Origin of the sequence: Roseibium aggregatum IAM 12614 (genome assembly GCF_000168975.1) — a bacterium.
In the GTDB taxonomy this organism is placed as follows: domain Bacteria; phylum Pseudomonadota; class Alphaproteobacteria; order Rhizobiales; family Stappiaceae; genus Roseibium; species Roseibium aggregatum.
Genome location: NZ_AAUW01000026.1, coordinates 81,035 through 103,057, shown reverse-complemented (window position 1 = coordinate 103,057; position 22,023 = coordinate 81,035). Strand labels below are relative to the sequence as shown.

The 22,023-nt window shown below is 60.4% G+C and carries 18 protein-coding genes; 12 read left to right on the top strand and 6 right to left on the bottom strand.

The genetic code is table 11. The features are described 5' to 3' along the window. Positions 1-165: 165 nt before the first annotated feature. The 3 genes from rpe to SIAM614_RS27285 all read right to left on the bottom strand — a co-directional run bounded on the left by rpe (position 166) and on the right by SIAM614_RS27285 (position 2,792). Positions 166-837 carry a ribulose-phosphate 3-epimerase gene (gene rpe / locus SIAM614_RS27295; protein ID WP_006939558.1) on the bottom strand — a complete coding sequence of 224 codons (672 nt, stop codon included), beginning with the start codon at positions 835-837 and terminating at the stop codon, positions 166-168. 120 nt (positions 838-957) lie between these two features. Next, on the bottom strand, positions 958-1,740 hold the full coding sequence (locus SIAM614_RS27290; RefSeq protein WP_006939556.1) for a DUF2259 domain-containing protein: 783 nt from the start codon (positions 1,738-1,740) through the stop codon (positions 958-960). An 86-nt stretch (positions 1,741-1,826) separates the two neighbouring features. Further along, entirely contained in the window at positions 1,827-2,792 is a 966-nt protein-coding gene (locus SIAM614_RS27285; protein ID WP_040441283.1) for a sodium:proton symporter, read from the bottom strand. A gap of 100 nt (positions 2,793-2,892) precedes the next feature. Between SIAM614_RS27285 and SIAM614_RS27280 the strand changes: the two genes are divergently transcribed. Further along, entirely contained in the window at positions 2,893-4,161 is a 1,269-nt protein-coding gene (locus tag SIAM614_RS27280) for an NAD(P)/FAD-dependent oxidoreductase (RefSeq protein ID WP_006939551.1), read from the top strand. A gap of 75 nt (positions 4,162-4,236) precedes the next feature. Here the strand turns inward: SIAM614_RS27280 and SIAM614_RS27275 are convergent, their stop codons facing one another. Beyond that, positions 4,237-4,716: an Lrp/AsnC family transcriptional regulator gene (locus SIAM614_RS27275; RefSeq protein WP_006939550.1), complete on the bottom strand. Its 480-nt coding sequence runs from the start codon at positions 4,714-4,716 to the stop codon at positions 4,237-4,239. Between the two features lie 147 nt (positions 4,717-4,863). Between SIAM614_RS27275 and SIAM614_RS27270 the strand changes: the two genes are divergently transcribed. Then, positions 4,864-8,385, top strand: a complete 3,522-nt coding sequence (locus SIAM614_RS27270; RefSeq protein WP_006939549.1) for an indolepyruvate ferredoxin oxidoreductase family protein — start codon at positions 4,864-4,866, stop codon at positions 8,383-8,385. 136 nt (positions 8,386-8,521) lie between these two features. On the opposite strand, the gene SIAM614_RS27265 is transcribed toward SIAM614_RS27270, so the two are convergent. Beyond that, positions 8,522-8,752: a hypothetical protein gene (locus SIAM614_RS27265; RefSeq protein WP_006939548.1), complete on the bottom strand. Its 231-nt coding sequence runs from the start codon at positions 8,750-8,752 to the stop codon at positions 8,522-8,524. Positions 8,753-9,202: 450 nt separating this feature from the next. On the opposite strand from SIAM614_RS27265, the gene SIAM614_RS27255 reads away from it, so the two are divergent. Further along, complete coding sequence (locus tag SIAM614_RS27255; protein ID WP_006939546.1) at positions 9,203-10,288, top strand: DUF2336 domain-containing protein; 1,086 nt, start codon at positions 9,203-9,205, stop codon at positions 10,286-10,288. A 158-nt stretch (positions 10,289-10,446) separates the two neighbouring features. After that, positions 10,447-12,858, top strand: coding sequence for a mechanosensitive ion channel family protein (locus SIAM614_RS33400; protein WP_006939545.1), 2,412 nt, complete (start codon positions 10,447-10,449; stop codon positions 12,856-12,858). Between the two features lie 117 nt (positions 12,859-12,975). On the opposite strand, the gene SIAM614_RS30910 is transcribed toward SIAM614_RS33400, so the two are convergent. Then, positions 12,976-14,859 (bottom strand): caspase family protein, encoded by a 1,884-nt coding sequence (locus SIAM614_RS30910; RefSeq protein ID WP_198137418.1) that lies wholly within the window; start codon positions 14,857-14,859, stop codon positions 12,976-12,978. A gap of 347 nt (positions 14,860-15,206) precedes the next feature. Between SIAM614_RS30910 and SIAM614_RS27240 the strand changes: the two genes are divergently transcribed. From SIAM614_RS27240 to SIAM614_RS27205, 8 genes are all read left to right on the top strand, one after another. After that, positions 15,207-15,773: a hypothetical protein gene (locus tag SIAM614_RS27240; protein ID WP_050789505.1), complete on the top strand. Its 567-nt coding sequence runs from the start codon at positions 15,207-15,209 to the stop codon at positions 15,771-15,773. A gap of 183 nt (positions 15,774-15,956) precedes the next feature. After that, positions 15,957-16,832 carry a glycosyltransferase family 17 protein gene (locus SIAM614_RS30905; RefSeq protein WP_006939542.1) on the top strand — a complete coding sequence of 292 codons (876 nt, stop codon included), beginning with the start codon at positions 15,957-15,959 and terminating at the stop codon, positions 16,830-16,832. Between the two features lie 67 nt (positions 16,833-16,899). After that, a complete protein-coding gene (locus tag SIAM614_RS32615; protein WP_006939541.1) occupies positions 16,900-17,232 on the top strand; it encodes a hypothetical protein in 333 nt (110 codons plus the stop codon). 72 nt (positions 17,233-17,304) lie between these two features. After that, positions 17,305-18,183: a LysR substrate-binding domain-containing protein gene (locus SIAM614_RS27225; RefSeq protein WP_006939540.1), complete on the top strand. Its 879-nt coding sequence runs from the start codon at positions 17,305-17,307 to the stop codon at positions 18,181-18,183. Positions 18,184-18,391: 208 nt separating this feature from the next. Next, a complete protein-coding gene (locus SIAM614_RS27220) occupies positions 18,392-19,165 on the top strand; it encodes an amino acid ABC transporter substrate-binding protein (protein ID WP_006939539.1) in 774 nt (257 codons plus the stop codon). 99 nt (positions 19,166-19,264) lie between these two features. Continuing rightward, complete coding sequence (locus SIAM614_RS27215) at positions 19,265-19,945, top strand: amino acid ABC transporter permease (RefSeq protein WP_006939538.1); 681 nt, start codon at positions 19,265-19,267, stop codon at positions 19,943-19,945. Beyond that, positions 19,942-20,697, top strand: coding sequence for an amino acid ABC transporter ATP-binding protein (locus SIAM614_RS27210; RefSeq protein WP_006939537.1), 756 nt, complete (start codon positions 19,942-19,944; stop codon positions 20,695-20,697). The genes SIAM614_RS27215 and SIAM614_RS27210 overlap by 4 nt, the downstream gene beginning before the upstream one ends. A 315-nt stretch (positions 20,698-21,012) precedes the next feature. After that, positions 21,013-22,023: an ArsR/SmtB family transcription factor gene (locus tag SIAM614_RS27205; RefSeq protein WP_050789506.1), complete on the top strand. Its 1,011-nt coding sequence runs from the start codon at positions 21,013-21,015 to the stop codon at positions 22,021-22,023.

The window sequence follows — 22,023 nt, the reverse complement described above, 5'->3', positions numbered from 1 at the left end:
CCCCCCCCCCCCCAACACCTCATCCTGAGGAAGGCCGGAGGCCTGTCTCGAAGGATGGGCCGCTTGCTCAACCTGTCACAGCGTCTTCGCTAAACAACAGCGGTTGCCTTAAAGGCACTTAACCTACGACGGTACCTGGGCACTCGATAACAACTAGCGCCGCCCTCAAGCCTCTTCCGCAGCCTTCCGGATCGCCGAGATATTGCCGGCATAGCTTTCCACCGTGCCGCCTTTGAAGACCGCTGAGCCTGCCACCAGAACATTGGCACCGGCTGCTGCGACGAGGGGGGCGGTTTCGGGGGTGACGCCGCCGTCGATTTCGAGATCGATCGGGCGGTCGCCGATCATCTGGCGGATGCGGCGGGTCTTTTCGACCTGGGACTGAATGAACTTCTGGCCGCCGAAACCCGGGTTCACCGTCATCACCAGAATGAGGTCCAGCCGGTCGAGAACATATTCGAGGACGCTTTCGGGTGTGGACGGGTTCAGCGAGACGCCGGCTTTCTTGCCCAGATTGCGGATAGCCTGCAGCGAGCGGTCGAGGTGCGGGCCGGCCTCGGCATGAACGGTGATGATGTCAGACCCCGCCTTGGCGAAGGCTTCCAGATAAGGATCGCAAGGGGCGATCATCAGGTGGGTGTCGAAGACCTTGTCCGTGTGCGGGCGCAGTTTGGCGATGACATCCGGGCCGAAGGTGATGTTCGGCACGAAATGGCCGTCCATGACGTCGAGATGGATCCAGTCGGCACCTGCTTCCACCACGTCGCGGACTTCCTGGCCGAGTTTGGAAAAATCGGAGGCGAGGATGGAGGGGGCAATCTTGATGTCGCGCGGCATGGCAAACTCCCGGACAGGCCAGACGGGCCGTTATCGTTCCGTTTCTGATGATGCCGCCGCGCTAGCACTTCTGGTGCGGGCGGGCAAGATGCCCGCGCCCACCTCAATCGGTTTAGACGCTCAAAGCCGGCCCGTTATCGCCAGATATCTGCGATCCGGCCCTTCGAAACCGAGGCTGTCCATCTGAATGAGGATGGCAAAGACCGGAGGGGCTTCGTCGGGAAAATGGGTAACGATGCGCTCGATCCGGTAGGCGAGCGGGCAGCGCCGGCTTTCGGGCAGGCTGTTGTCCTCGTTGAGGATGCGGGTGACGCCATTGTGGATCATGGTCAAGCGGAAGCCTTTGGTTTCGGCGCCGTAGCTCTGGCACTGGGCATTCGGCAACGGGTATTCCGACAGGGTGAGGTCGATTGGATCGTCACCTGACAGGAAGGTGACGCGCGGGGCGACAAGCATCTTGTGAGGATCGGAGGTCAGTTCCGTGCGTGGGTTGAATCCGATGGTCTGGCCTTTGCCGGCAATGGCTTTTTCCTGAAGCAGCGGCTGGGCGGCAAGACGGTTCTCCGCGCGTGTTTCGGACAAGGCATCGTCTGCCGCTTCACCCAGGCCGGTGTCGACATCCTTGCGCAGGCGGAAGGGCGACGGCGGCACCCAGGTGTCGCCGATCACGTCGACAACGAAGATTTCCGAATAGGGAAAGCCGGAGCCATCCTGCACGCCGTATTGTTCGAAGGCGAAGAAGTCGCCGTGTCTGGAAAAGCCGAGAAGCTGAAGCTCGGCAGTGTCTCCGGCAAGGGCTGCCGGAGCGAGGCCGGCACCAGCCAGAAGAAGCGTTGCGACACACAGGAGACGACGGCCTGCGGAAGCGGTCAGGGTTTTGACGGTGGATGGCAGAACGGGCACGGCGTTTTCCTCATGCGAGAAGTTTTGTCTGGCGAGATGCTTGGTCTGGCAAGGGGTAAGCCTAGCAGGTTTGCCTGTCAGCTGGGCTACGTCACAGTTTTGACGTTCAGACGGCAGAAAACGCGTACAAAGGGCTTCAGGAACAGCGGCAGGATATAGATCGGAAACTGGCCGACCGCGAACCAGAGCCAGGTGAATTCCGGAAGCGTGCCCCCAAAGGCGGCAACCATCAGCCCCATGTTGCGGGTGCCGCAGGTGTGGGCGATCGCGTAGGCGTCTTCCCGGGTGGCCGGTGAGAACAGCAGCAGGCTGAGCGCGATCTGCACCAGCGCAAGGCAGAAGGTGAGGGCGGTCAGGCCCAGCGTGAACAGCGGCTTTTCGGCAAAACTCGCCGCGACACCGTCCATCGCGGCGATCGCGAACACCAGGAGCAGAAGCACGTTGAGACCGCTGATGTGGTGGGACGAGCGTGCCAGACGCTCTTCACCGGCGAGTTTTCGAAAGGCAATCGAGACGGCAAAGGCACCGGCGAGCAGAAGCGAGAGCTGGACGGCAAGACCGCCGACGCTGAGAGGCAGCGCGGGCCCCAGGATCAATTCGCCGATGAAAGGGGCCGTCAGCGGGGTGATGATCAGGGCGGCAACGGAGAGCGCAAGGCTGAGGGTGCCGTCAAGGCCGAGCAGATAGATAAAGGCCGGAGCCGCCATCACCGGCGGCGCGGCTGTGGCGATGAACAGGGCCAGCATGACGTCAGGGCCGAGCGCCTGCAGGCCCGACAGATCGATCAGGAGCCAGGTCAACAAGGGAGCGCCCAGCATCATCCACAGGAGAGCGGCAATCAGAAGGCCCGGCCGGCGCAGGCGCATCCTTATGGCAAATGTGTCGACCCGCAAAAAGGCCAGGGTCAGCAGGCTGAAGACGGCAACGGTTAGGTAGGGCCGCATATAGGCCGAGAGGGCCGGCAAGGCCATGCCGATGAAAATACTCACAGCAAGGGCAGCGGTTCCGTTGCGCCCGATCCATGCCAAGCCTGCACCACACCATCGAATCATCTTAAGTTGTCCTTTGACCGCGAGTTGTGGCAGGCACTTCCGCGCCTCTTAAAGGATCCGGACCCTTGACGCCAGATATACGGCACGGTCCGGAACAGGCATGACAGCAAAAAACAGGCAAATGCAATCCTTCGACGTGATGGTGCTCGGTGCCGGTATCGTCGGCGTGTCGACGGCACTGCATCTGCAGCGGCTGGGCCTTTCGGTTGCCCTGATCGACCGCAAGCACCCGGGAGAGGAAGCTTCCTTCGGCAATGCCGGTATTGTCCAGCGCAATGGTTTTGTGCCGCATGCGGTGCCGACGCAGCCGCTGAAGCTTCTGGGGATCCTGTTCGGCCGCTCAAGCGCCGTTTCCCTGGATATCGCGACGGTGTTTCGCCTGCTGCCATGGCTGCGCCAGTTCCATGCCGCCGGAAGCGCGCGGGGTGTTGAAGCCTATTCACGGGTGGTTGCCCCGCTGCGTGCCTTCGCTGTCGAAGAACACCTGGATCTGGCACATGCAACCAATGCGGACCGCTTTTACCGCCAGGGGGGCTGGCTGCATCTTTACCGCTCGGACGCGGCCTTTCAGGCAGGCGATTTCGAACGGCAATACGCAAGGGTGTTCGGCGTTGCCTACCGGGAACTTTCGGCGGGCGAGATCGGATCTCTGGAGCCGGGCCTGTCAGCAAAGGGACTGAGAGGCGTGCATTGGCCAGAGAGCTGCTCGGTGTCCAATCCGGGTGCCGTGGTCGATGCCTTCTGGCGGAACTTTGTCTATGAAGGCGGCGGGTATTTTCGCGCTGATGCCCGGAAGTTAAAGCAGGAGCGCGGTGGCTGGGAAATCGAAGGGGAACTGGGAACGGTGTTCGCCCGCCAGGCCGTGGTCGCTCTTGGGGCATGGTCGACGGATCTGCTGGAGCGCCTCGGGGAAACTTATCCGTTTGCGGTCAAGCGCGGTTACCACATGCATTACCGGCCGCTGTCGGGGGCATCGCTGTCGCGTCCGGTGGTGGACGTCGAGAATGGCTTTGCCCTGACACCGACCGACAACGGCATACGGCTGACGACGGGTGTGGAGCTGGCCGAACGTGACGCCCCGCCCAACCCGGCAATCGTCAAACTGGCGAAGCGCCGGGCAGAAGAGCTCATTCCGCTCGGCCGGGCGTTGCAGGACCAGCCATGGCTGGGCAGCAGGCCGTGCCTGCCGGATTCTCTGCCGGTGGTCGGGCCGTCCGCGAAGTTTCCGGGGCTGTGGCTGAATTTCGGTCACGCCCACGACGGCTTCACGCTTGGGCCGGTCACTGGACGCCTGCTGGCCAGCATGATTGCGGGCAAGCAGCCATTCCTGGATCCGGCCGGACTGTCGCCGCTGCGCTTCGCCACGTGATCCGAAAGGCCGGATGTCAGGCGCGCTTCAGGTTGGAAGACAAACCTGAAGATGCGTGATTTGCGCAGTCAGAGGTCAGCTTTCGCGCAAGGGCAGGGCGACGGTGTCTTTCACCGTATTGACGACGATGCGCGACTGCACGTCGGAGACGAGCGTATTGTCCAGCAGCTTCAGGCGCAGAAAATTGTCGTAGGTTTTGATATCATCGGTCACGACCTTGATAAGGTAGTCGACGGCACCGGTGATGCGCTCGCAGGTAACGACCTCGGGCCAGTGATGGACCAGCTTGTCGAAGGTTTCCATGTTCTCGCGGCTGGGAACCGCAAGCTTGACGAAGGAATAGGCCACGAAGCCGAGCCCCACGGATTCGCGGTCGATAATCGCAGTGATCTGGCGGATGATTCCCTGTTCTTTCAGGCGCTTGATTCTGCGCCAGCAAGGGGTTTGGCTCATGCCCGCTTCCTTTGCCACTTCGGCGATGGAGAGCGAGGCATCCCGCTGCAGCACTCGCAGAACACGTATGTCCGACGGGTCGAGAAGATATTTATCTGTCATTGGATATTTTAGGAATTTTTATTCTGCCTCTGGGTGATTAGCCGTGACGATAGCACAGAAATTGCCTGAGAAAAGGATGATATTACCTTCTATGTGAGGTTGCCGCGCGGGGACATTGCCCCAGATGTCGGTTGAGGAGGAATTCGGATGAATGTGCACATGCCAACCGTAACCCTGGAAGACAAATATGTCGCCACGGAGGGACGGGTCTATCTGACGGGCATACAGGCGCTTGTCCGGCTGGCGCTCGATCGGGCGCGCCTGGATCAGTTGGCCGGCCTGAAGACGGGCGGCTTCATTTCCGGTTACCGGGGGTCGCCGCTTGCCGGTTACGACACCGAGCTGATGCGGGCCCACCGCCACCTGAAGGGATATGACGTCGTCTTCAAGCCGGGCGTCAACGAAGAGCTGGGCGCGACTGCCGTCTGGGGAAGCCAGAAGCTGCGCGGCGAGGGTGGTGTCGGACGGGCGACCGCTTACGATGGGGTCTTCGGGATCTGGTACGGCAAGGCGCCGGGTGTTGACCGTGCCGGTGACGCACTGCGCCAGGCGAATGCGTCGGGCACCGACCGCAACGGCGGGGTGCTTGCGCTTGCCGGCGACGACCACCTTGCAAAATCCTCGATCCTGCCGGCGCAGAGCGAGTTCTATTTCGAGCACGCGGAAATTCCGGTTCTGAACCCGGCCGACATTCAGGACGTTCTGGACTATGGCCTGCACGGGCTGGAAATGTCCCGGTTCACCAGCCTCTGGACGGCCCTGATCTGCGTGGCCGATACGATGGACGCTTCGGCGACCATCAACATCTCCCCGGACAGGCTGCGCATGGTCCGTCCGCTGGAAGGCGACCCGCGCAAGGACTATCACCAGAACCGCGATCTGCTTCTTGGCAACCGCCTCGAAACCGAGCGCCTGGTGCGTGACCTTCGCATCCCGGCAGCTCAGGCCTATGTGCGTACCAATGGTCTGGATCGTGTCACCTTCGGCACGAGAACCAATCCGAAATACGGCATCGTGGCGTCGGGCAAGGCCTACCGGGATCTGCTCCAGGCACTCGATCTGATGGACATTACCGAGGACTTTGCCAAGGCGCTGGGCCTTGGGGTCTACAAGGTGGCGATGAGCTGGCCGCTGGAGCCTCTCGGCCTGCGAGATTTTGCCCGCGGCGTCGAGCGCCTGCTGGTGGTCGAGCACAAGCGCGCCTTCATGGAAAGCCAGATCAAGGAGATTTCCTATCATTGGCCGGAAATGAGCCGGCCGGAAATCTGGGGCAAGCGCCGTCCGGACGGCACGCCGTTCCTGTCGGATGTGCTTGAGCTTTCCGTTGCCGAGCTGATCGAAGGCCTGATGACCTGGCTGCCGGAAGATGTGGTTTCGGAAGAAATGCGCGCCGTTGCCAACCGCATGACCAAGCAGGCCATGTGGGCCCAGGGCCATGCGGAACGCGCGGCCCGTATTCCCTACTTCTGTTCCGGTTGTCCCCATTCCACATCGACCAGGACGCCGGAAGGCTCGCGCTCGATGCCGGGAATCGGCTGCCATGCCATGACAGAAATGGCCGGCCGGACGACGGAAGGCCAGATCGCCATGGGCGGCGAGGGTATCCTTTGGGTCGGGCAGCAGCCCTTCTCCGGCGACAGCCACGTCTTTGCCAATGTCGGCGATGGCACCTATTTCCACTCCGGCATCCTGGCGATCCGTCAGGCGCTCGCCTCCAACGTGCCGATCACCTACAAGATCCTCTACAACGACGCGGTTGCCATGACCGGCGGCCAGAAGGTGGACGGCCAGCTGAGCGTGCCGCAAATCACCCGCCAGCTGGAAGCCGAAGGCGTCGAGCGCATCGCCATCGTATCGGAAAACCCCGAGACCTACGGCTCCTGGTCGCCGATCGCACCGGGCACCAAGGTGTATCATCGTGACGAGCTGATGGATGTGCAGACTGAAATGCAGTCCTTCAAGGGCGTGTCCGTGATTGTTTACGACCAGACCTGTGCCGCGGAAAAACGCCGCCGGCGCAAGCGCGGCCAGTTTCCTGATCCGGACATGCGCCTCTTCATCAACGACCGGGTGTGTGAAGGCTGCGGCGACTGCTCTGTGCAGTCCAACTGTCTGTCGGTCGAACCGCTGGCAACGCCCTTCGGTGAAAAGCGCGTCATCAACCAGTCGAGCTGCAACAAGGACTTTTCCTGCATCAAGGGGTTCTGCCCGTCCTTTGTCGAGATCAATGGCGCCGCGCTGAAAAAGCCGAAGAAGGCGGATATCGACATCGACACCCTGGTCGAGGCCCTGCCGCAGCCGACACTTGCCTCGCTTGATCGCACCTGGAATACGCTGGTGGCCGGTATCGGCGGCATGGGTGTGACCACCATCAGCGCCATCCTGGCGATGGCGGCCCATGTGGACGGCAAGCAAGCCTCCACGCTGGACATGACCGGCCTTGCCCAGAAAGGCGGCCCGGTGACGTCTCACGTGCGCTTTGCCGCCGGTAACAAGTCCATCGAGGGGCCGCGGGTTCCAGCTGCCAGCCTCGATCTTCTGATCGCAAGCGACATGGTGGTGGCCGCGAATGCGGATCAGCTCTCGCTTGCCCACCGTGGCCACACGATGACGGTTGCCAACTCCAAGGTAGCCCCGACTGCGGAATTCGTGCTGAAGCAGACGCTTTCCTTCGACGAAAAGCAGATGGACGACGCTTTGCGCAAGGCGTCCGGAACCTATCTGCCGGTCAACGCAGCCGATATTGCCGAGAAACTTCTGGGCGATGCCATCTACGCCAACATGCTGCTGGTCGGTATGGCGTTCCAGAGCGGCGCACTTCCGGTGTCGGATTATGCCATCGAAACCGCGCTGGAGCTCAATGGCGCTTCGGTGAAGAACAACATCAAGGCATTCCGGGCCGGCCGTGTGCTGGCCGCCGATCCGGAAAAGCTTCTGAAGGCGCTTCCACGCGAAGCCAAGCCGCGTGTCTTTACCGTTGACGAGAAGATCGCCTTTAACGCGCAGGAGCTGACCGCCTATCAGGACGCAGCCTATGCGCAGCGTTATCTGGATCTGGTCGGCAAGGTGAAGGCCGCCGATGAAGCGCATGGAACAGGCACGTTGCGCCTGACGCAGACGGTTTGTGACATGCTGTTCAAGCTGATGGCCTACAAGGACGAATACGAAGTTGCGCGGCTTTACAGCGATCCCGCCTTCAAACAGAAGATCGCGCAGCGCTTCGAAGATCCGAAAAAGCTGAAGGTTCATCTGGCGCCGCCGTTCCTCGCGCATCGCAAGGACCCGAAGACCGGCCGTCCGCAGAAGATTGCCTTCGGTCCCTGGATCTTCTCCGCCTTCAGCTTCCTGGTGAAGTTCAAGGGGATGCGCGGCAAGTGGTACGACCCGTTTGGCCGTACGGCGGAACGCAGGACCGAGCGCGCTCTGATCAGTCAGTATGAAGCTGATATTGCCGACATCCTCAAAAGGCTGCCGGAAGCCCAATACGGGCTGCTGGTGGAGCTCGCCCGGGTTCCCGATCTTGTCCGTGGCTTTGGTCCGATAAAGGATGCCAACATCGAAACGGCCGCTGAAAAGCGCCGTGTGCTGCTGGAGCAGCTCAACAGAAGCAACGATGGTGGTTCGGACAACAAGACCGGCACCAAGGAGTTTCTGGCAGCAGCCGAATAAAGGCTCACCAGAAAAGCAAAAACCGGCGCCGCAGGGTGCCGGTTTTTTTGTGCGTTTCTTGCTGCAGAGGCGCAGGTCAGGGAAGCGTGTGACTGGACACCCGCATCCCTGACATCGAGACGTGCCCGTCGATAGTCTAGCTGCAGGGGCCGCTGATGATCGGCCTGCGCCTGTTTTCCTCCCGGGCTCTCAAGCCGTTGTCGCTGAGAACGTCCTGCAACAGGTCGTCCGGAATGGGGTGGCGACGGGATGGCCGGGAAAGCAGATTGCCAAGCGACCGTCGCAGGAAGGCCACCAGCCGGGAAAGGCCTCGGGTTCTTGCTGGAAGTGCGGCGGCTGTGCGGGGAAAATGGAGGATGGAGGACATAGCAGTTTCCAATAAAGAAATGTCTTACTTTCTTTATTTGGGAGCTGTTTCGTGCTGCGTCAATAAGGAAAAGAAAATATTTCTTTATCCAACGATTGCGCCCAGACGCCGAAGCTCTTCAGGTGTCCTGAAGCTCGGTATGTGTGGTTCTGCAAGTCATTAATCCTGGTTGCCAGACCCGTTCATATTGGCTCTCGAAAAGTTTTTCCGGGAAAAAATATTCAGATTCCGATGCTGTGAAAAAAGCGGTTTCCAGGAAGTCGCTCCTGATAAAAGATATTATTTTTCAGTTAGATATGGTAGGTGCGTGCGATATAGTTAGAATTAATCTCGAGTTTTACAAAAAGACGATTACATTCTGGAAAAGCGCGTTTCGACCTTCTTTAAAACTCATCGTCATTTTCTGTACCAACGCCAAACCGGCACACTTGTGAAAATTGGTAATGAAACATGACTGAAGCGTTGAAAACAGAACTGGTAAACTTCTCGGAGCTGACCGGTGAAGCTGGCAGCGCCCGGAGGGCCGAACTGGCCCGGCATGTCGCCACCCTGTTTGCCCTGACCTCCGACCGCTGCTCAGACGAGCAGGTCGACATATATGACTCCGTTCTTCTGCGGCTTGTCGACATGGTGGAAGATGAAGTCCGCCGCTATGTTGCCGACCAGATGTCCAGCCTGAGGCGCGGCCCGGAAGAAACGATCCGCCGTCTGGCCGATGACGAGATCGAAGTGGCCGAGCCCATCCTGCTGCGCTCGACCGTGCTGCGGGAAGCCGATCTGATCAAGATTGCCGAAAAGCGCGGCAACGCGCATCGGTTCGCCATTGCACAGCGGGAGGTCCTGTCCGAAGAGCTGACCGACGTGCTGGTGCGCCGCGGTGATCTGAAGGTCAAGCGCAAGGTGGCCAGCAATGATGGCGCCTGCCTGTCGGATGCTTCGATCATGGCTCTGATCAGCGATGCGGCCTCGGATGCGACGCTGCAGCTCTCCCTGAGCGAGCGTGCGGATCTGGCTGAAGCCCATATCGCCAGCTTGATCTCGGTTGCCAGTGAAGAAGTTCGCCGGAAGCTGCATGCGGCCGGCCGGAGCCACGAAGCGGAGCGGGTTGAAGAAGCCGCCGACATCGCCGCACAGCGCATGTCCAACCAGTATTGGCTTGGCCGCTATGACTTCGAGACCGCACGCAGCCGTGTGATGCTGCTGGCAAAGCGCGGAATGGTCAATGAGGCGGCCTTGCGCCGGTTCGCCTCGGAAGACCGTTTCGCAGAGGCGGTTGCCACATTTGCTTGGCTGGTGAGATGCGGTGTCGAGGAAGTCAGCCACTGGATGGTGCGGCCGGATCCGGAGCCCTTCGTGATCCTTGCCAAGGCGTCCGGGTTCTCGTCCATCACCGTCGGTTCGCTGCTGTCCATCGGCCCGTGGCGTCACCGCCTGACACCGGACGTGCGCAGCGAAGCCATGTCCATGTTCGAGCGCATGACGATCGCCGAAGCCAAACGCAAGATGGCACATTGGAACAACACCGTTCTCAATTGATAAAATCCAGCAAGGCGCCTCCTGCCTGCTTGGGCCCGGTTCGAATGGATCGGGCCTTTTCTTTTTCTGCCTCGTCCGAAAGGCCGGTTTCCTTTCAATAGGCCCCGATCCATGCCAGAAATGAGCGGACATTTTTCGCGACTCGTCCTGGGGTTGATATGCGCTTTTCACACCAAACCATTCGCCGGTCCTGTCTGACCATCGGTGGCCGTGGGAGGCCCGGCAAGACGGTCTGTCTTCTGTGCGGTTTTCTCGCGCTGTTCCTGTGTCTGGGAGGTCTGCCGCCCGAAGCGCAGGCGCAGGGCATTCCCGGGCTGTTTTCCGGGGCGGCTTCCTCCAAAGCAGAAACAGGCACTGGCAGCGCGGCTGCCGACAAGACGGCAACTGGAGAAGCGCAGCCGGAAGCGGGCGGTGATGCCGCACCGGATGACGGCGCGGGAGCAGGAGCGAGCGCGCTTCAGACCGTGGACGAGTTCACGGACAATGCCGTCAAGGCCCGGGACGTTCTGAAGGCCATCGTCCAGAAGATTCCGGAGATCGAGGACGTGATGGTTGAGACCTTGCGCGCCCAGGGTGGCGAGCGGGGCCTTGGCTGGCTGCCGACGACACTCGTGGACATTCTGATTGCCGTGGTGCTGGGCCTTGTGGCATCGGCCCTGGTGAACCGCTGGGGCCGGCGGCAATTCGCGTCGTGGTATCAGCCGGATGCAACGACGCGTGCCGGCAAGATCATCTATCTTTACGCCCGTGCAATCCTGATGTTCATCGGCGTTGGGCTTTTCTTTGCAGTTGCAGCCGGTGTCTTTCTACTGATCGGAACCGGTATCGGGGCTTCCAACAAGACGGCGCTGGTGATCGTCGGGACCCTGGCGGTGTTTCTGGCTTTGCGGGTCGTCTGGCTGAACGTGCTGGCACCGGATGCGGAAGCCCACCGGCTGGTGGCGCTCTCCACCCAGGAGGCGCGGGGGCTCTACCGGGCGCTGCTCGCCGGTACTGCCATTTCCCTTGCGGCGGTTGCCTTCTGCCTCTGGATGGAACGGCTGGGCCTGTCGCCAGACGTTCATAAACTGGCGTTGATTGCGGCTTCCGCGCTGTCGATGGTCATCCTGTCCGGCATCGCGATCGTGTATCGCCAGGTGATTGCCCGTTTGATCCGGGGCGAGAAGGGCCCTGAAGCGCCACTCTGGCACAGGGTGCTGGCCGGTACGTGGCACTATATCGCCGTTGCGTATTTCTTTTTCGCCTGGGGTATCTCGGCGGTGCGTATCCTGCTCGACCTGCCGGATGCCGTCGGGCTGGTCGCTGCACCGCTGGAAGTGATGCTCATGGCGGCGGTGGCCTATGGCCTCTTGATCCTGGTTATCGACCGGGTCCTGCTGCCACGGCTGGACACGGCTGCCGAACAGGAAAAAATCGCTCAGGGCATCCAGCGCACCGAAACGGGCGAGGCCGACGAGCAGGACATTGCCAGCGCACTGGCGCAGGCGCGTGCGGAAGCCGCCGAACGGGAGGCGCGGCGCTCGCCGTTCCGCGATCTGTTCGACCGTGGGGCCACCATTCTCGTCGTGTTTACCTCGGTGGACGTGCTGGCGTCCAAATGGGGCTTGCCGCTGGCAGGCAGCGACTCGTTGATCGGGTCCTTCGTCGAGGTTCTGCTGGTCATGTTCCTCGGCTACATGGCCTATGAAGCCGTCAAGATCGTCATCGACCGGGAAATCGCGAAGGAAGCGCCGGCGGAAAAGGACGAGGAGGCGGAAGTCGGTGGAACCGGCGAAAGCCGGATTTCGACCTTGCTGCCGATCTTCCGCAATTTCCTGCTCATCACGATTGTCGTCATCGCTTCGATGGTGGTGCTGTCGCAACTCGGCGTGAACATCGCTCCCCTGTTCGCCGGTGCCGGTGTCGTCGGTCTGGCGGTCGGCTTCGGGGCACAGACCCTGATCCGGGATATCTTTTCGGGCGCTTTCTTTCTGATCGACGATGCGTTCCGCAAAGGGGAATATATTGATATCGGCACTGCCAAGGGCGTCGTTGAAAAAATCTCGATCCGGTCGATGCAATTGCGGCACCACCGCGGTGCTCTGACAACGGTTCCCTTTGGCGAGATACAGAAAGTGGAGAATTTTTCGCGCGACTGGGCCGTGATGAAACTTGCGTTCCGCGTGACCTACGACACCGACGTGGACAAGATGCGCAAGATCATCAAGAACTTCGGCAAGGAGCTGCTGGAAGACGAGTATTTCGGCCCCATGTTCCTGGCGCCGCTCAAGTCTCAGGGCATCATGTCGATGGAAGACAGCGCCATGATCGCGCGCGTCAAATTCACAACCAAGCCCGGCAAGCAGTTCGAGCTTCGCAAGGTCGTTTATGCTGGCCTGCGCGATCTGTTCGAAAAGAACGGCATCCGGTTTGCCCATCGGCAGGTGACCGTACGTGTTGCCGGGTCCGGCGACGAGGAAGAGACACTGTCGCCGGCAGCCAGGGAAGCTGCCGCGGCAGGGGCTGCCGCGGCAGGGATGTTGGGCGAGGAGGCTGGGGAAGGCGGCGAGGGAGCGGGGGACCGACTTTAGGCTGTGGTCCATGAGGAAGATCATTTGGTTTGAGGCTGACCAGTCCGGTTACTTCCGCAGGACGTGAAAAAGGCGTCATCCGCATCCTGGAAATCCGTATCAACCGCGACTAGTTTTCTACTCATCCGCATATTGAAAGAGCGCCTGCAGGGACTGGTCACCAATCTGGCCGTCAATCTTGCCTTGATAGACCCCGGCTTCCTTCAAACGGCGTTGTACCTCCTTGTTGAAGGACAGCGGGTAGGTGCCGGACCTGGTCAAGAACCAGAATTCCGCCTCGATCCTTCCGCCGGATTTCAGCGCTTTCATGAGCCAGTCGACGGCGATTTCCTGCCGATCGCTCTTGAATGTGCCATTCAGGTATTGAAGGGCGAGTTCCCGCATGGCAATCGGGTCGTCAGCCGCAGCGGCCTGTTCCAGCAGCTCCCGGGCCCGGTCGATGTTTTTGTCTCCGCCACGCCCTTTGAGATACATCCAGGCAAGGTTGGTTGCCGCCAGCCCGGCATCGTCCGATTCCAGCGCACGCTGGTACCAGTGGCGGGCCTTGAAATCGTTTTGCGCAACGCCTTCCCCCCTGTCATAGGCACCGGCGACATAAAACGCGGCTTCCGGATTGCCAGCTTCAGCGGCCTTTTGAAACCACTCGAACGCCTTCGCCTCGTCATAGTCGACAAGGTTGCCCTCGTTATAGCTATGCGCGAGCAGGGTCATGGCCCTGGCGTTGCCCAGACGGGCGGATTTCTGCAGAAGCCGCAGGGTTTCTTCCGGTTGCCATTCGACGCCCTTGCCAAGCTCATAGGCGACGGCCAGTTCGACCATGGCGTCGGTGTTGTTGAGTTCCGCCGCCTGGCGGTACTGACGGGATGCCTCGGCCTCGTTGCCCGAGCGGTCGAGGACCTGGCCGTAAAGCAGCCGGAGCTGGGCGGCGTTGGGAAAGAGCGCGACCGCATCAAAACAGGCTTGCACCGCTCCTTCGGGAACGCCGGGACCGATATCTGTGTTTTCGATCGCCAGGCACGTCTTCACCTGCGTTGAAGCTGACTGCCGCGCCCTGGCATTCTGGTTTTCCGAAATCGAGGGATGCTTGTGCCCGAGGGCTTTGTTCAGCAGTTTCAAGGCGTCCTTGGCGAATTGCCCGTCCGGATAGCGTTCCAGATAAAGCCGGACTTCCTCCGGCCTGTTGGCGTACCGGACGGCTTCCCACAGGGCTTCTTCGCTCGACGCAAGTTCCAGTTTGCCCTGTTCGGTGGGGTTGAATGTGAAATCCAGAACAAGGGATGAATTTTCCCAGGGTATCTGGGCACCTTCCGTGGTTTCAATCACATCAGTTCTCACCCGCCGCAGCATGCGGGCAACGTCCAGATCAGGGGTGGAAATATGCTTCAGCAGTGCCTTTGTGAAGGGGCTGTTTCCGTCGGTTCCGTCAAGGGCGACATTGCCCGGCTCCGTTGCATAGGCGATGAGTGTGCCTGGACCGGCATCGACCCGGGCGAGGCCCTGGCCCACCTCGACCGCTCTTGTGCCCATGGAGCGGGCCAGACCGGGCGCGAATGGATTGTCCCGGCAGGCGTCAAGCAGAATGATCCTGGTTATGGCCGAGCCGTCCATTTGTTGCAGGAGCGATTTGACGGCGATCAGCTCGGTGCTGATATCACTTTCTTCCTGCAGATGGGCATCAGAGGGAACCAGATAATTCTCGCCAGCGACTTGAATTCCGTGCCCGGCGTAGAAAAACAGTGCGACGTCGGCCCCTTCAAGGGATTTGGAAAACATCCGGATCGCTTCCAGAAATGAGGAGCGCTGCAGATTTTCCTGTTGCAGGACCTCAAAATTCAGGCCTTTCAGGGCTTCACCGAGTTTCCTTGCGTCGTTGACTGGGTTTTCCAGCGTGCTGGCCGAGGTATAGGCCCCGTTCCCCACGATCAGCGCGACGCGCTTTTCGGCATGTGCAGAAACCGTGAAAAGCAGGACGCTGAAAAAGATGAAAATTGATCTTGTCACGAGGCCGCGTTCGAAAAACACCTGACCACTCCCTGGCAAAAGGCTTCGTCAATCATTGCGTCAAACATGTGCGTCAATCATCTGTACTGGCGGAAATAAGGCCTCCGGAGTTCCTGAAATGGGAAACGAAAGCGCCAGCATCCGGATTTAAGCGGCTTCACGTTGCGGAAGCAAGCCAGTCGGAGGAGCTCTGCCGGCAGTAACAGGCCTCGCTTGCTCGCCTGGCGTGACATTCGGAACACTTCGCCTTGCCCTTGGTGTTTCGCAGGACAGAAAGTGACACTTGCGGCGAGACCGACATAATGGTGTGCTTCATTTGTCAGGTCGCCATCGTGAAGGGGGGAAGGATGCTGAAACAACTGCTTCTGGGAGGCGCGCTTGCCGCCGGTCTGTCGTGTCAGGTTCTGGCAGGCCCTCTGCAGGACAAGGTGGGCGAGGCCGAGGCGGCGCTTGAAGCGGGCAATGGCGGAGAGGCGATTGCCGTGATGCGGCAGGCCCTGTTCGACATCTGGTCCAAGGCGTCCCTCTCCATTCCCACCGCGCTGTTCGTCAGGGCTCCAGCCGATGGCTACGGCATCTATACGCCCAGAGCCGACGCGGCCTTTGCACCGGACGAGGCGCTGCGCATCTATCTGGAACCGGTCGGCTTTGACTGGAAGCAGCAGGATGGTCTTTACACATCCCTTCTGACAGTCGATTTCGACCTCGCCTCACCGGATGGCAAGGTGCTTGCCGGACAGAAGGGGTTTGGCCGGTTCGACTTCAAGAGCCATGTGCCCAACACCGAATATATGGCCAACCTGACGCTGAATGTCAGCGGGGCACCTTCGGGCGACTATGTGCTGGAACTCACCGTGAACGACGAATACAGCGGCAAGACAGCCAAGGTCCGGATGCCCTTCTCTATCAAGTAAGAGGGGCGGACATCAGGGCGAGGGGGAAGAGCAGGCGCATTTGTGCCCCAAGTGCGTGGACCTCTTGAATGAAATCCGATATCGGTCCCGGCAGGCACCAGAACGGGCCGGCGACGTCATGGACTGCGATCCGGCAGCCCGGCCTCACCGACGCCTTGCTGATCTAGGAAACCGGGCGCACGCATGAAGCTCTACGACTGTTTTGTCTTCCATAACGAATTCGACCTTCTGGAAATCCGCCTGCGGGAAATGGGCGACCAGGTCGATTATTTTGTGCTGGTGGAGGCAAACCAGACGCAACGTGGCGGTCCGAAGCCCTTCTATTTCGCGGAAAATCGCGAACGTTTTACACCCTGGGCCGACAAGATCATCGATCTTCAGATCGCGTTCCCCGATGAATTGCCACCAGCGCTCGGCGTTTACAAGAACAGGCGCAAGGCGGATTGGGAACGGGAGAACTATCAGCGCAATTGCATTGCGCGGGCGCTTGAGGAGTGCACGCCGGACGACTTGATCCTGCTGTCGGATGTGGACGAGATCGTGCGGGCGGACGTTCTGCAGAAGGTGCTGGAAGACAAGCTCTACAAGGGACGCTTGCTGGTGTTCGAACAGAGCCTGCACAAACACCATCTCAACCGCATCGTTCCGGGCAAGACCTGGCTGCTGGGCTCGCGGATGATCGAAAAAAAGTATCTGACAACGCCGCAGCAACTGCGCCGGACCAAGGCCCGGATGACGAAAAAGTCCTATGTGCCGGGGGTTGTCGCGCAGCCGCTTCTCAGGATCCGCAACAACAACCTGTCAGGCATCAGCCGCCCGGTGACAATCCTGCCCGATGCAGGCTGGCATTTTTCCTCGATGGGAGGCCTGGAAGCGTTCCGGACCAAGCTCAATTCCGTTGTCCACGGTCAGACCGTCGATACCAGCGACATCGAGAAGCTCTACAGCCGGGAACTTGTCGGCACCGCGCTTATCCCGCGCGACGGTCTGCCGGGCTGTGTGCGTGAGGGACGTTTCGATCACATGCTGGACCAAGGTCCCGCGCCTGCGAAAAACTGAGAAGTTCAGCCGAGTTCTGTCTGCGGTGTTCTGAAACCAGGACCGGCTCTGCAGGTGGGCGCAAGGTTTGCAGATCCGTCCGGCTTATTCCGAGATCCTGCAAGACACTGTCCGGCGCGTGCCAGTAAAGGTGCGCGCGCTCGGCATTGAACCGGCGCCGGGCCTGCCACGCAGCCATAGCCGACAGGATTGTTTCAAGCAGAGCTTTTATGTGACTTTTCCGATCACTCACATTGCGATTGCAAGCGGGTCTGTGCAACTGTGCGCAAGAGCTGTCGGGCTCGTCTTGACACCGCAAGACTTGCTTTCTGTTTTGAAAATCAATCAATTTCATGAGCTTCATACTCTTCGACGGAGTTTTGACCCCGGCACTATGACGGCGGAGGGCTTTGTCGCCTAAGGAGAAGTTCTCTTTTCTTTGTGAGTTATTTTCACATAATGGAGACGTGAGAATCGATCTGGGGACCTGGTCATGAAACTGCCGCCGCTATCCGCGCTGCCGGCATTCGAGGCGACTGTCCGGCTCGGGTCCATGAGTGCGGCTGCCGAGGAACTGGGCCGGACCCATGGCGCCGTCAGCAAACAGCTGGCCCATCTGAGCGAGCTGGCCGGTGTTGCACTGTTTCACAAGAGCGGGACCGGCGTTGCCCCGACGGCCGAGGGGCTGATGCTGGCAGAAGCCGTCCGGCCGGCACTGACCCGGCTGGAACATGCCTGGCACGATGTTCAGCGGCGGGCGGAAAGTCCGGAGCTCGACATTGCGGTCAGCGCAACTTTTGCCATGCGGTGGCTGATGCCGCGCATGCCCCGGTTCTATCAGCGCCATCCCGATGCCCAGGTCAATTTCCGCATGAACGGCAAGGTGCGCCTGACCAACTCCGATTTCGACCTGATGTTGACCTGGGACCGGCTGCGCTGGGAATTCGGCGAACGGAAGGACATCGTACGTCTGGGAGACGTCGCCTTTGGGATCGTGCATGCCCCTGGATTGAAGACCGAGCGCCGCGACAAGATCTTCAAGGTGCATAATCGCTGTGTGCAGCAACTGCCGGGCGATGTCTGGGGCGCTTACCAGCGCCAGACGGGGATTACCGTCGAAGCGGACAGCAAGACCGCCTATGAACACACCTTTCTGGTGATCGAGGCGACCCTTGCCGGTTTTGGAGCGGCCCTTGTCGAGCGGCGTCTGGTCGAGGAAGAACTTGCGGACGGCCGTCTGGTGGCCCCTTTTGGGTTTCTGAAGATCGAAAACGGCTTCGGCGCCATTCTGCCGGACCAAAGCCACCGCCACAGGCTGGCGGAGGCCTTCCTCGAGTGGCTGCGGGAAGAGGCGGCGACCACGCCGCTTTAGGATGTGGGCCAGCAAAAGAAAGGTGACGTCGGGGATTGCAGACCTGCGCGGTCGGCGCTGCTGCCGGTCTTCTGCCGCGTGCTGCCGATCCTTGAATTGGGAGCAAATTATTCTCCCTGTTCCGGTTTTTTCGGTCTTTCTTCTCCTGCATTCGCTTGCGCGTTCTGACACTAAGGCCGCTCACTCATCATGCCGGAAAGGAATTGATATGAGCTGGTTCAAAGCGATTGCTACGGCAGCAGTTCTGCAGGCGCTGACTTTTTCTGCCGCGCAGGCGGGCGAAAACCTGGATGCGATCAAGTCGGCGGGCGTCCTCAAGATCGGCACTGAAGGCACTTACGCGCCCTTCACCTTTCACGACGGGGAAGGCAAGCTGGTAGGCTTCGACGTCGAGATCGGCGAGGCGGTTGCCGAAAAGCTCGGCGTGAAGGCGGAATTCATCGAAGGCAAATGGGACGGGCTGATCGCCGGACTGGACGTCGAACGCTATGACGTGGTGATCAACCAGGTCGGCATTACCGACGCCCGCAAGCAGAAATACGATTTCTCAGATCCCTATATTGCTTCCAAGGCCGTGCTGATCGTTCGCGACAGCAATGACGACATCAAGGGATTCGAAGACCTGGACGGCAAAAAGGCGGCTCAGTCCTTGACCAGCAATTTCGGCAAGCTGGCGGTAGAAGCCGGTGCGGAACTGGTCGGGACGGACGGGTTCGACCAGTCCATCCAGCTGGTGCTGACGCGCCGCGCCGATGCCACCATCAACGACAGCCTGTCCTATCTGGACTTCAAGAAGCAGAAGCCGGATGCGCCGGTGAAAGTTGTCGCCGAGAAGGCGAATGCCGACCATTCCGGCATTCTCGTGCGCAAGGGGGACCCGGAACTGGTTGCCGCCCTGAATGAAGCTCTGGCCGACATCAAGGCGGACGGGACCTACCAGGCGATTTCCGACAAGTACTTCGGTCAGGACGTGTCCAACTGACATGAGGCGGCCCGGTACACACAGAGGTGACCGGGCGCCCATGCGAACAACGAACAGCGCTTGGCGTTCGCGCCGGGCGCGTTTTTTTGGAGCTTCATCGTGCCTCACTGGCTTCAATTGATGATCGATTCCCTGCCCACGCTTCTGTGGGCCGGGGTCAAGTTCACCATTCCGCTCACACTGCTGTCCTTTGCGCTGGGGCTTGGACTCGGTTTGACGACGGCCGTTACGCGCCTGTTTGCACCGCTGCCGCTGGTGCTGCTTGCACGGGGGTATGTCTGGGTCTTTCGGGGAACACCGCTGCTGGTGCAGCTTTTCGTGATCTTCTATGGTCTGCCCAGCATCGGCATTCTGCTGGATGCGTTTCCCGCCGCCCTGATCGGCTTCACGCTGAATGTGGGGGCGTATTCGTCCGAGATTATCCGCGCTGCGATTTCGTCCGTGCCCAAGGGGCAATGGGAGGCGGCGTTTTCCACCGGCATGACATGGCGCCAGGCTATGCTGCGCACGATCCTGCCGCAGGCCGGGCGCGTGGCGGTGCCACCGCTGTCGAACACCTTCATTTCGCTGGTCAAGGATACGTCGCTGGCCGCTGCCATCACGGTGCCCGAGCTATTCCAGTCGGCGCAGCGCATTGTTGCCACCACATATGAGCCGTTGATCCTCTACATCGAGGCGGCCCTGATCTATCTTGCCATGAGTTCCGTGCTTGCCTGGCTGCAGGAGCGGCTGGAAGTCCGGTTTGCGCGATATGGCGGCATGCTGGAGACCTCAAGATGATCGAGCTTTCCAATATCGAGAAAAAGTTCGGTGACGCGCTTATCCTGGACGATATCTCGCTGCGCTTTCCCGAAGGCAGCGTCACGGCGCTTGTCGGCCCATCCGGCGGCGGCAAGAGCACGCTGCTGCGCTGTATCAATCTGCTGGAGATCCCGACTTCCGGCAGTGTTCAGGTCGGCGATCACAGGATCACCTTCAAGCCAGGTGCGGCGGTGCAGCAGGCATCGGTTCAGAAGATCCGCTGTGAAACGGGTATGGTGTTCCAGAATTTTCAGCTCTTTCCGCACAGGACAGTGATCGAGAATGTGATGGAAGGCTTGCTGGTGGTTCAGAAATGGCCCCGTGAAAAGGCCCGGCAGCGGGCATTGGACCTGCTCGACAAGGTCGGCATGTCGCACAAGACCGATGCCTGGCCGGCGAATCTCTCCGGCGGTCAGCAGCAGCGTGTCGCGATTGCCCGCGCACTTGCGCCGTCGCCGAAGGTACTGCTCTGCGACGAGCCGACTTCCGCGCTTGATCCGGAACTGGCCGGTGAAGTGGTGGACGTGCTCGGCCAGTTGGCGCGGGAAGGGACCACGATGGTGATGGCGACTCACGACCTGCGTCTGGCATCGCAGATCGCCAATCACGTTGTCTTTCTGGAAGCAGGGCAGGTGGTGGAAACAGGGGACGCGGAGGCGATCTTCCGCAATCCCGAGCGTGAGCGCACCCGCCGTTTCGTTTCTTCCATCAACGCCGCGCAGACGCTTTAGGCCAGAGCTCGCGCTTCCGCAGAAGCGGGAGAGTGCCGGTCTGAAACCGCCGTGTAAAGCCCGGGCAGCCGCCCGGGTGCAGGCGAAGGGCGGCGACGGTGGTGCGCCGTTCACGAAGCTGCCCTGCTCCATTTGTTCCGATGTTCCTACTCGGTAGCTGGAAGCGGGCAGCTCGACTTTTCCTTCTCCCTGTTTTCCTCTCTGTCTCGATTTCGACGAATACGAACCAAACGGTGTCGCATTTGTTTTGATCGCTTGCATGGCGCTTCAGTTTCATATAAAGATATCTTTATATCGACATTGATGGCGAAGCAGATGACCGAAGAACAGACCCTGTCCGTTGACGATACCCTGGCCGCCCTGAGGGCGGTGGGTGAGGCAACGCGCCTGAGACTGATTGCGCTTCTGGCGGAAAGCGAGCTGACTGTGAAGGATGCGACTGCGATCCTCGGTCAGAGCCAGCCACGCATTTCGCGTCACCTGAAGCTGCTGGCCGAAGCCGATCTCATTCAGCGGTTCCCGGAAGGGGCCTGGGTCTACTACCGGCTGGCGGATGGCCCGGAAGGCCAGCTCGCCCGCGATCTTGTTGCCCGTATTTCCCGGGAAGACCCGGTGCTGGCTGCGGATCAGGAGCGGTTCCAGGCGATCCGCAAGGCCAAGGCGGATGAAGCCGCGGCATATTTCGCCGCCCGCGCGCTGACCTGGGACCGGGAACGCTCGCTGCATGTTTCGGAAGACGATGTCGAGACAGCGATGCGAAAGGCATTGGGCGACAAGCCGTTCCAATCGTTCCTCGATCTGGGCACAGGCACCGGCCGACTGCTGGAAGTGTTCGCCGACCAGTATGTCACGGCGCTCGGTGTCGATGCCTCGCATGACATGCTTGCGGTTGCTCGTGCAAATCTCGCCAAGGCCGGGCTGACAAACGCTCAGGTTCGCCACGGCGACGTTTACGCGCTGAACGTTCCGCCACGGTCGTTCGATGTCGTGGCGATCCACCAGGTGCTGCACTTCCTGGACGAACCGGCGAGGGCCCTCAACGAGGCCGCCCGTGCGCTGCGTCCCGGTGGCCGCCTTCTGATCATCGATTTCGCTCCGCATCAGCTGGAGTTTCTGCGCGAGAAACACGCGCACCGCCGTCTGGGCTTTGCCCATGATCAGATGGAGCGTTGGCTTGAAACGCTCGAACTGGACCTGGAACAGGTCACCGATCTTGTTCCGGGAGACGGCAATGACACCAACCTTACTGTAACCCTTTGGCTTGCGCGTGACCGCCGAATTGTCACCGACCTGCCTGCCCGAGACACGTCCCGAGAGGTCGCCTAA

What these genes read in the sequence shown, in the direction of transcription:
- SIAM614_RS27210 (WP_006939537.1), top strand. Translation starts at nt 19,942, where the DNA reads ATGATCGAGCTTTCCAATATCGAGAAAAAGTTCGGTGACGCGCTTATC.
- rpe (WP_006939558.1), bottom strand. Translation starts at nt 837, where the DNA reads ATGCCGCGCGACATCAAGATTGCCCCCTCCATCCTCGCCTCCGATTTT.
- SIAM614_RS27240 (WP_050789505.1), top strand. Translation starts at nt 15,207, where the DNA reads ATGCTGAAACAACTGCTTCTGGGAGGCGCGCTTGCCGCCGGTCTGTCG.
- SIAM614_RS27205 (WP_050789506.1), top strand. Translation starts at nt 21,013, where the DNA reads ATGACCGAAGAACAGACCCTGTCCGTTGACGATACCCTGGCCGCCCTG.
- SIAM614_RS27225 (WP_006939540.1), top strand. Translation starts at nt 17,305, where the DNA reads ATGAAACTGCCGCCGCTATCCGCGCTGCCGGCATTCGAGGCGACTGTC.
- SIAM614_RS27220 (WP_006939539.1), top strand. Translation starts at nt 18,392, where the DNA reads ATGAGCTGGTTCAAAGCGATTGCTACGGCAGCAGTTCTGCAGGCGCTG.
- SIAM614_RS27280 (WP_006939551.1), top strand. Translation starts at nt 2,893, where the DNA reads ATGACAGCAAAAAACAGGCAAATGCAATCCTTCGACGTGATGGTGCTC.
- SIAM614_RS27285 (WP_040441283.1), bottom strand. Translation starts at nt 2,792, where the DNA reads ATGATTCGATGGTGTGGTGCAGGCTTGGCATGGATCGGGCGCAACGGA.
- SIAM614_RS27255 (WP_006939546.1), top strand. Translation starts at nt 9,203, where the DNA reads ATGACTGAAGCGTTGAAAACAGAACTGGTAAACTTCTCGGAGCTGACC.
- SIAM614_RS27270 (WP_006939549.1), top strand. Translation starts at nt 4,864, where the DNA reads ATGAATGTGCACATGCCAACCGTAACCCTGGAAGACAAATATGTCGCC.
- SIAM614_RS27275 (WP_006939550.1), bottom strand. Translation starts at nt 4,716, where the DNA reads ATGACAGATAAATATCTTCTCGACCCGTCGGACATACGTGTTCTGCGA.
- SIAM614_RS27265 (WP_006939548.1), bottom strand. Translation starts at nt 8,752, where the DNA reads ATGTCCTCCATCCTCCATTTTCCCCGCACAGCCGCCGCACTTCCAGCA.
- SIAM614_RS33400 (WP_006939545.1), top strand. Translation starts at nt 10,447, where the DNA reads ATGCGCTTTTCACACCAAACCATTCGCCGGTCCTGTCTGACCATCGGT.
- SIAM614_RS30905 (WP_006939542.1), top strand. Translation starts at nt 15,957, where the DNA reads ATGAAGCTCTACGACTGTTTTGTCTTCCATAACGAATTCGACCTTCTG.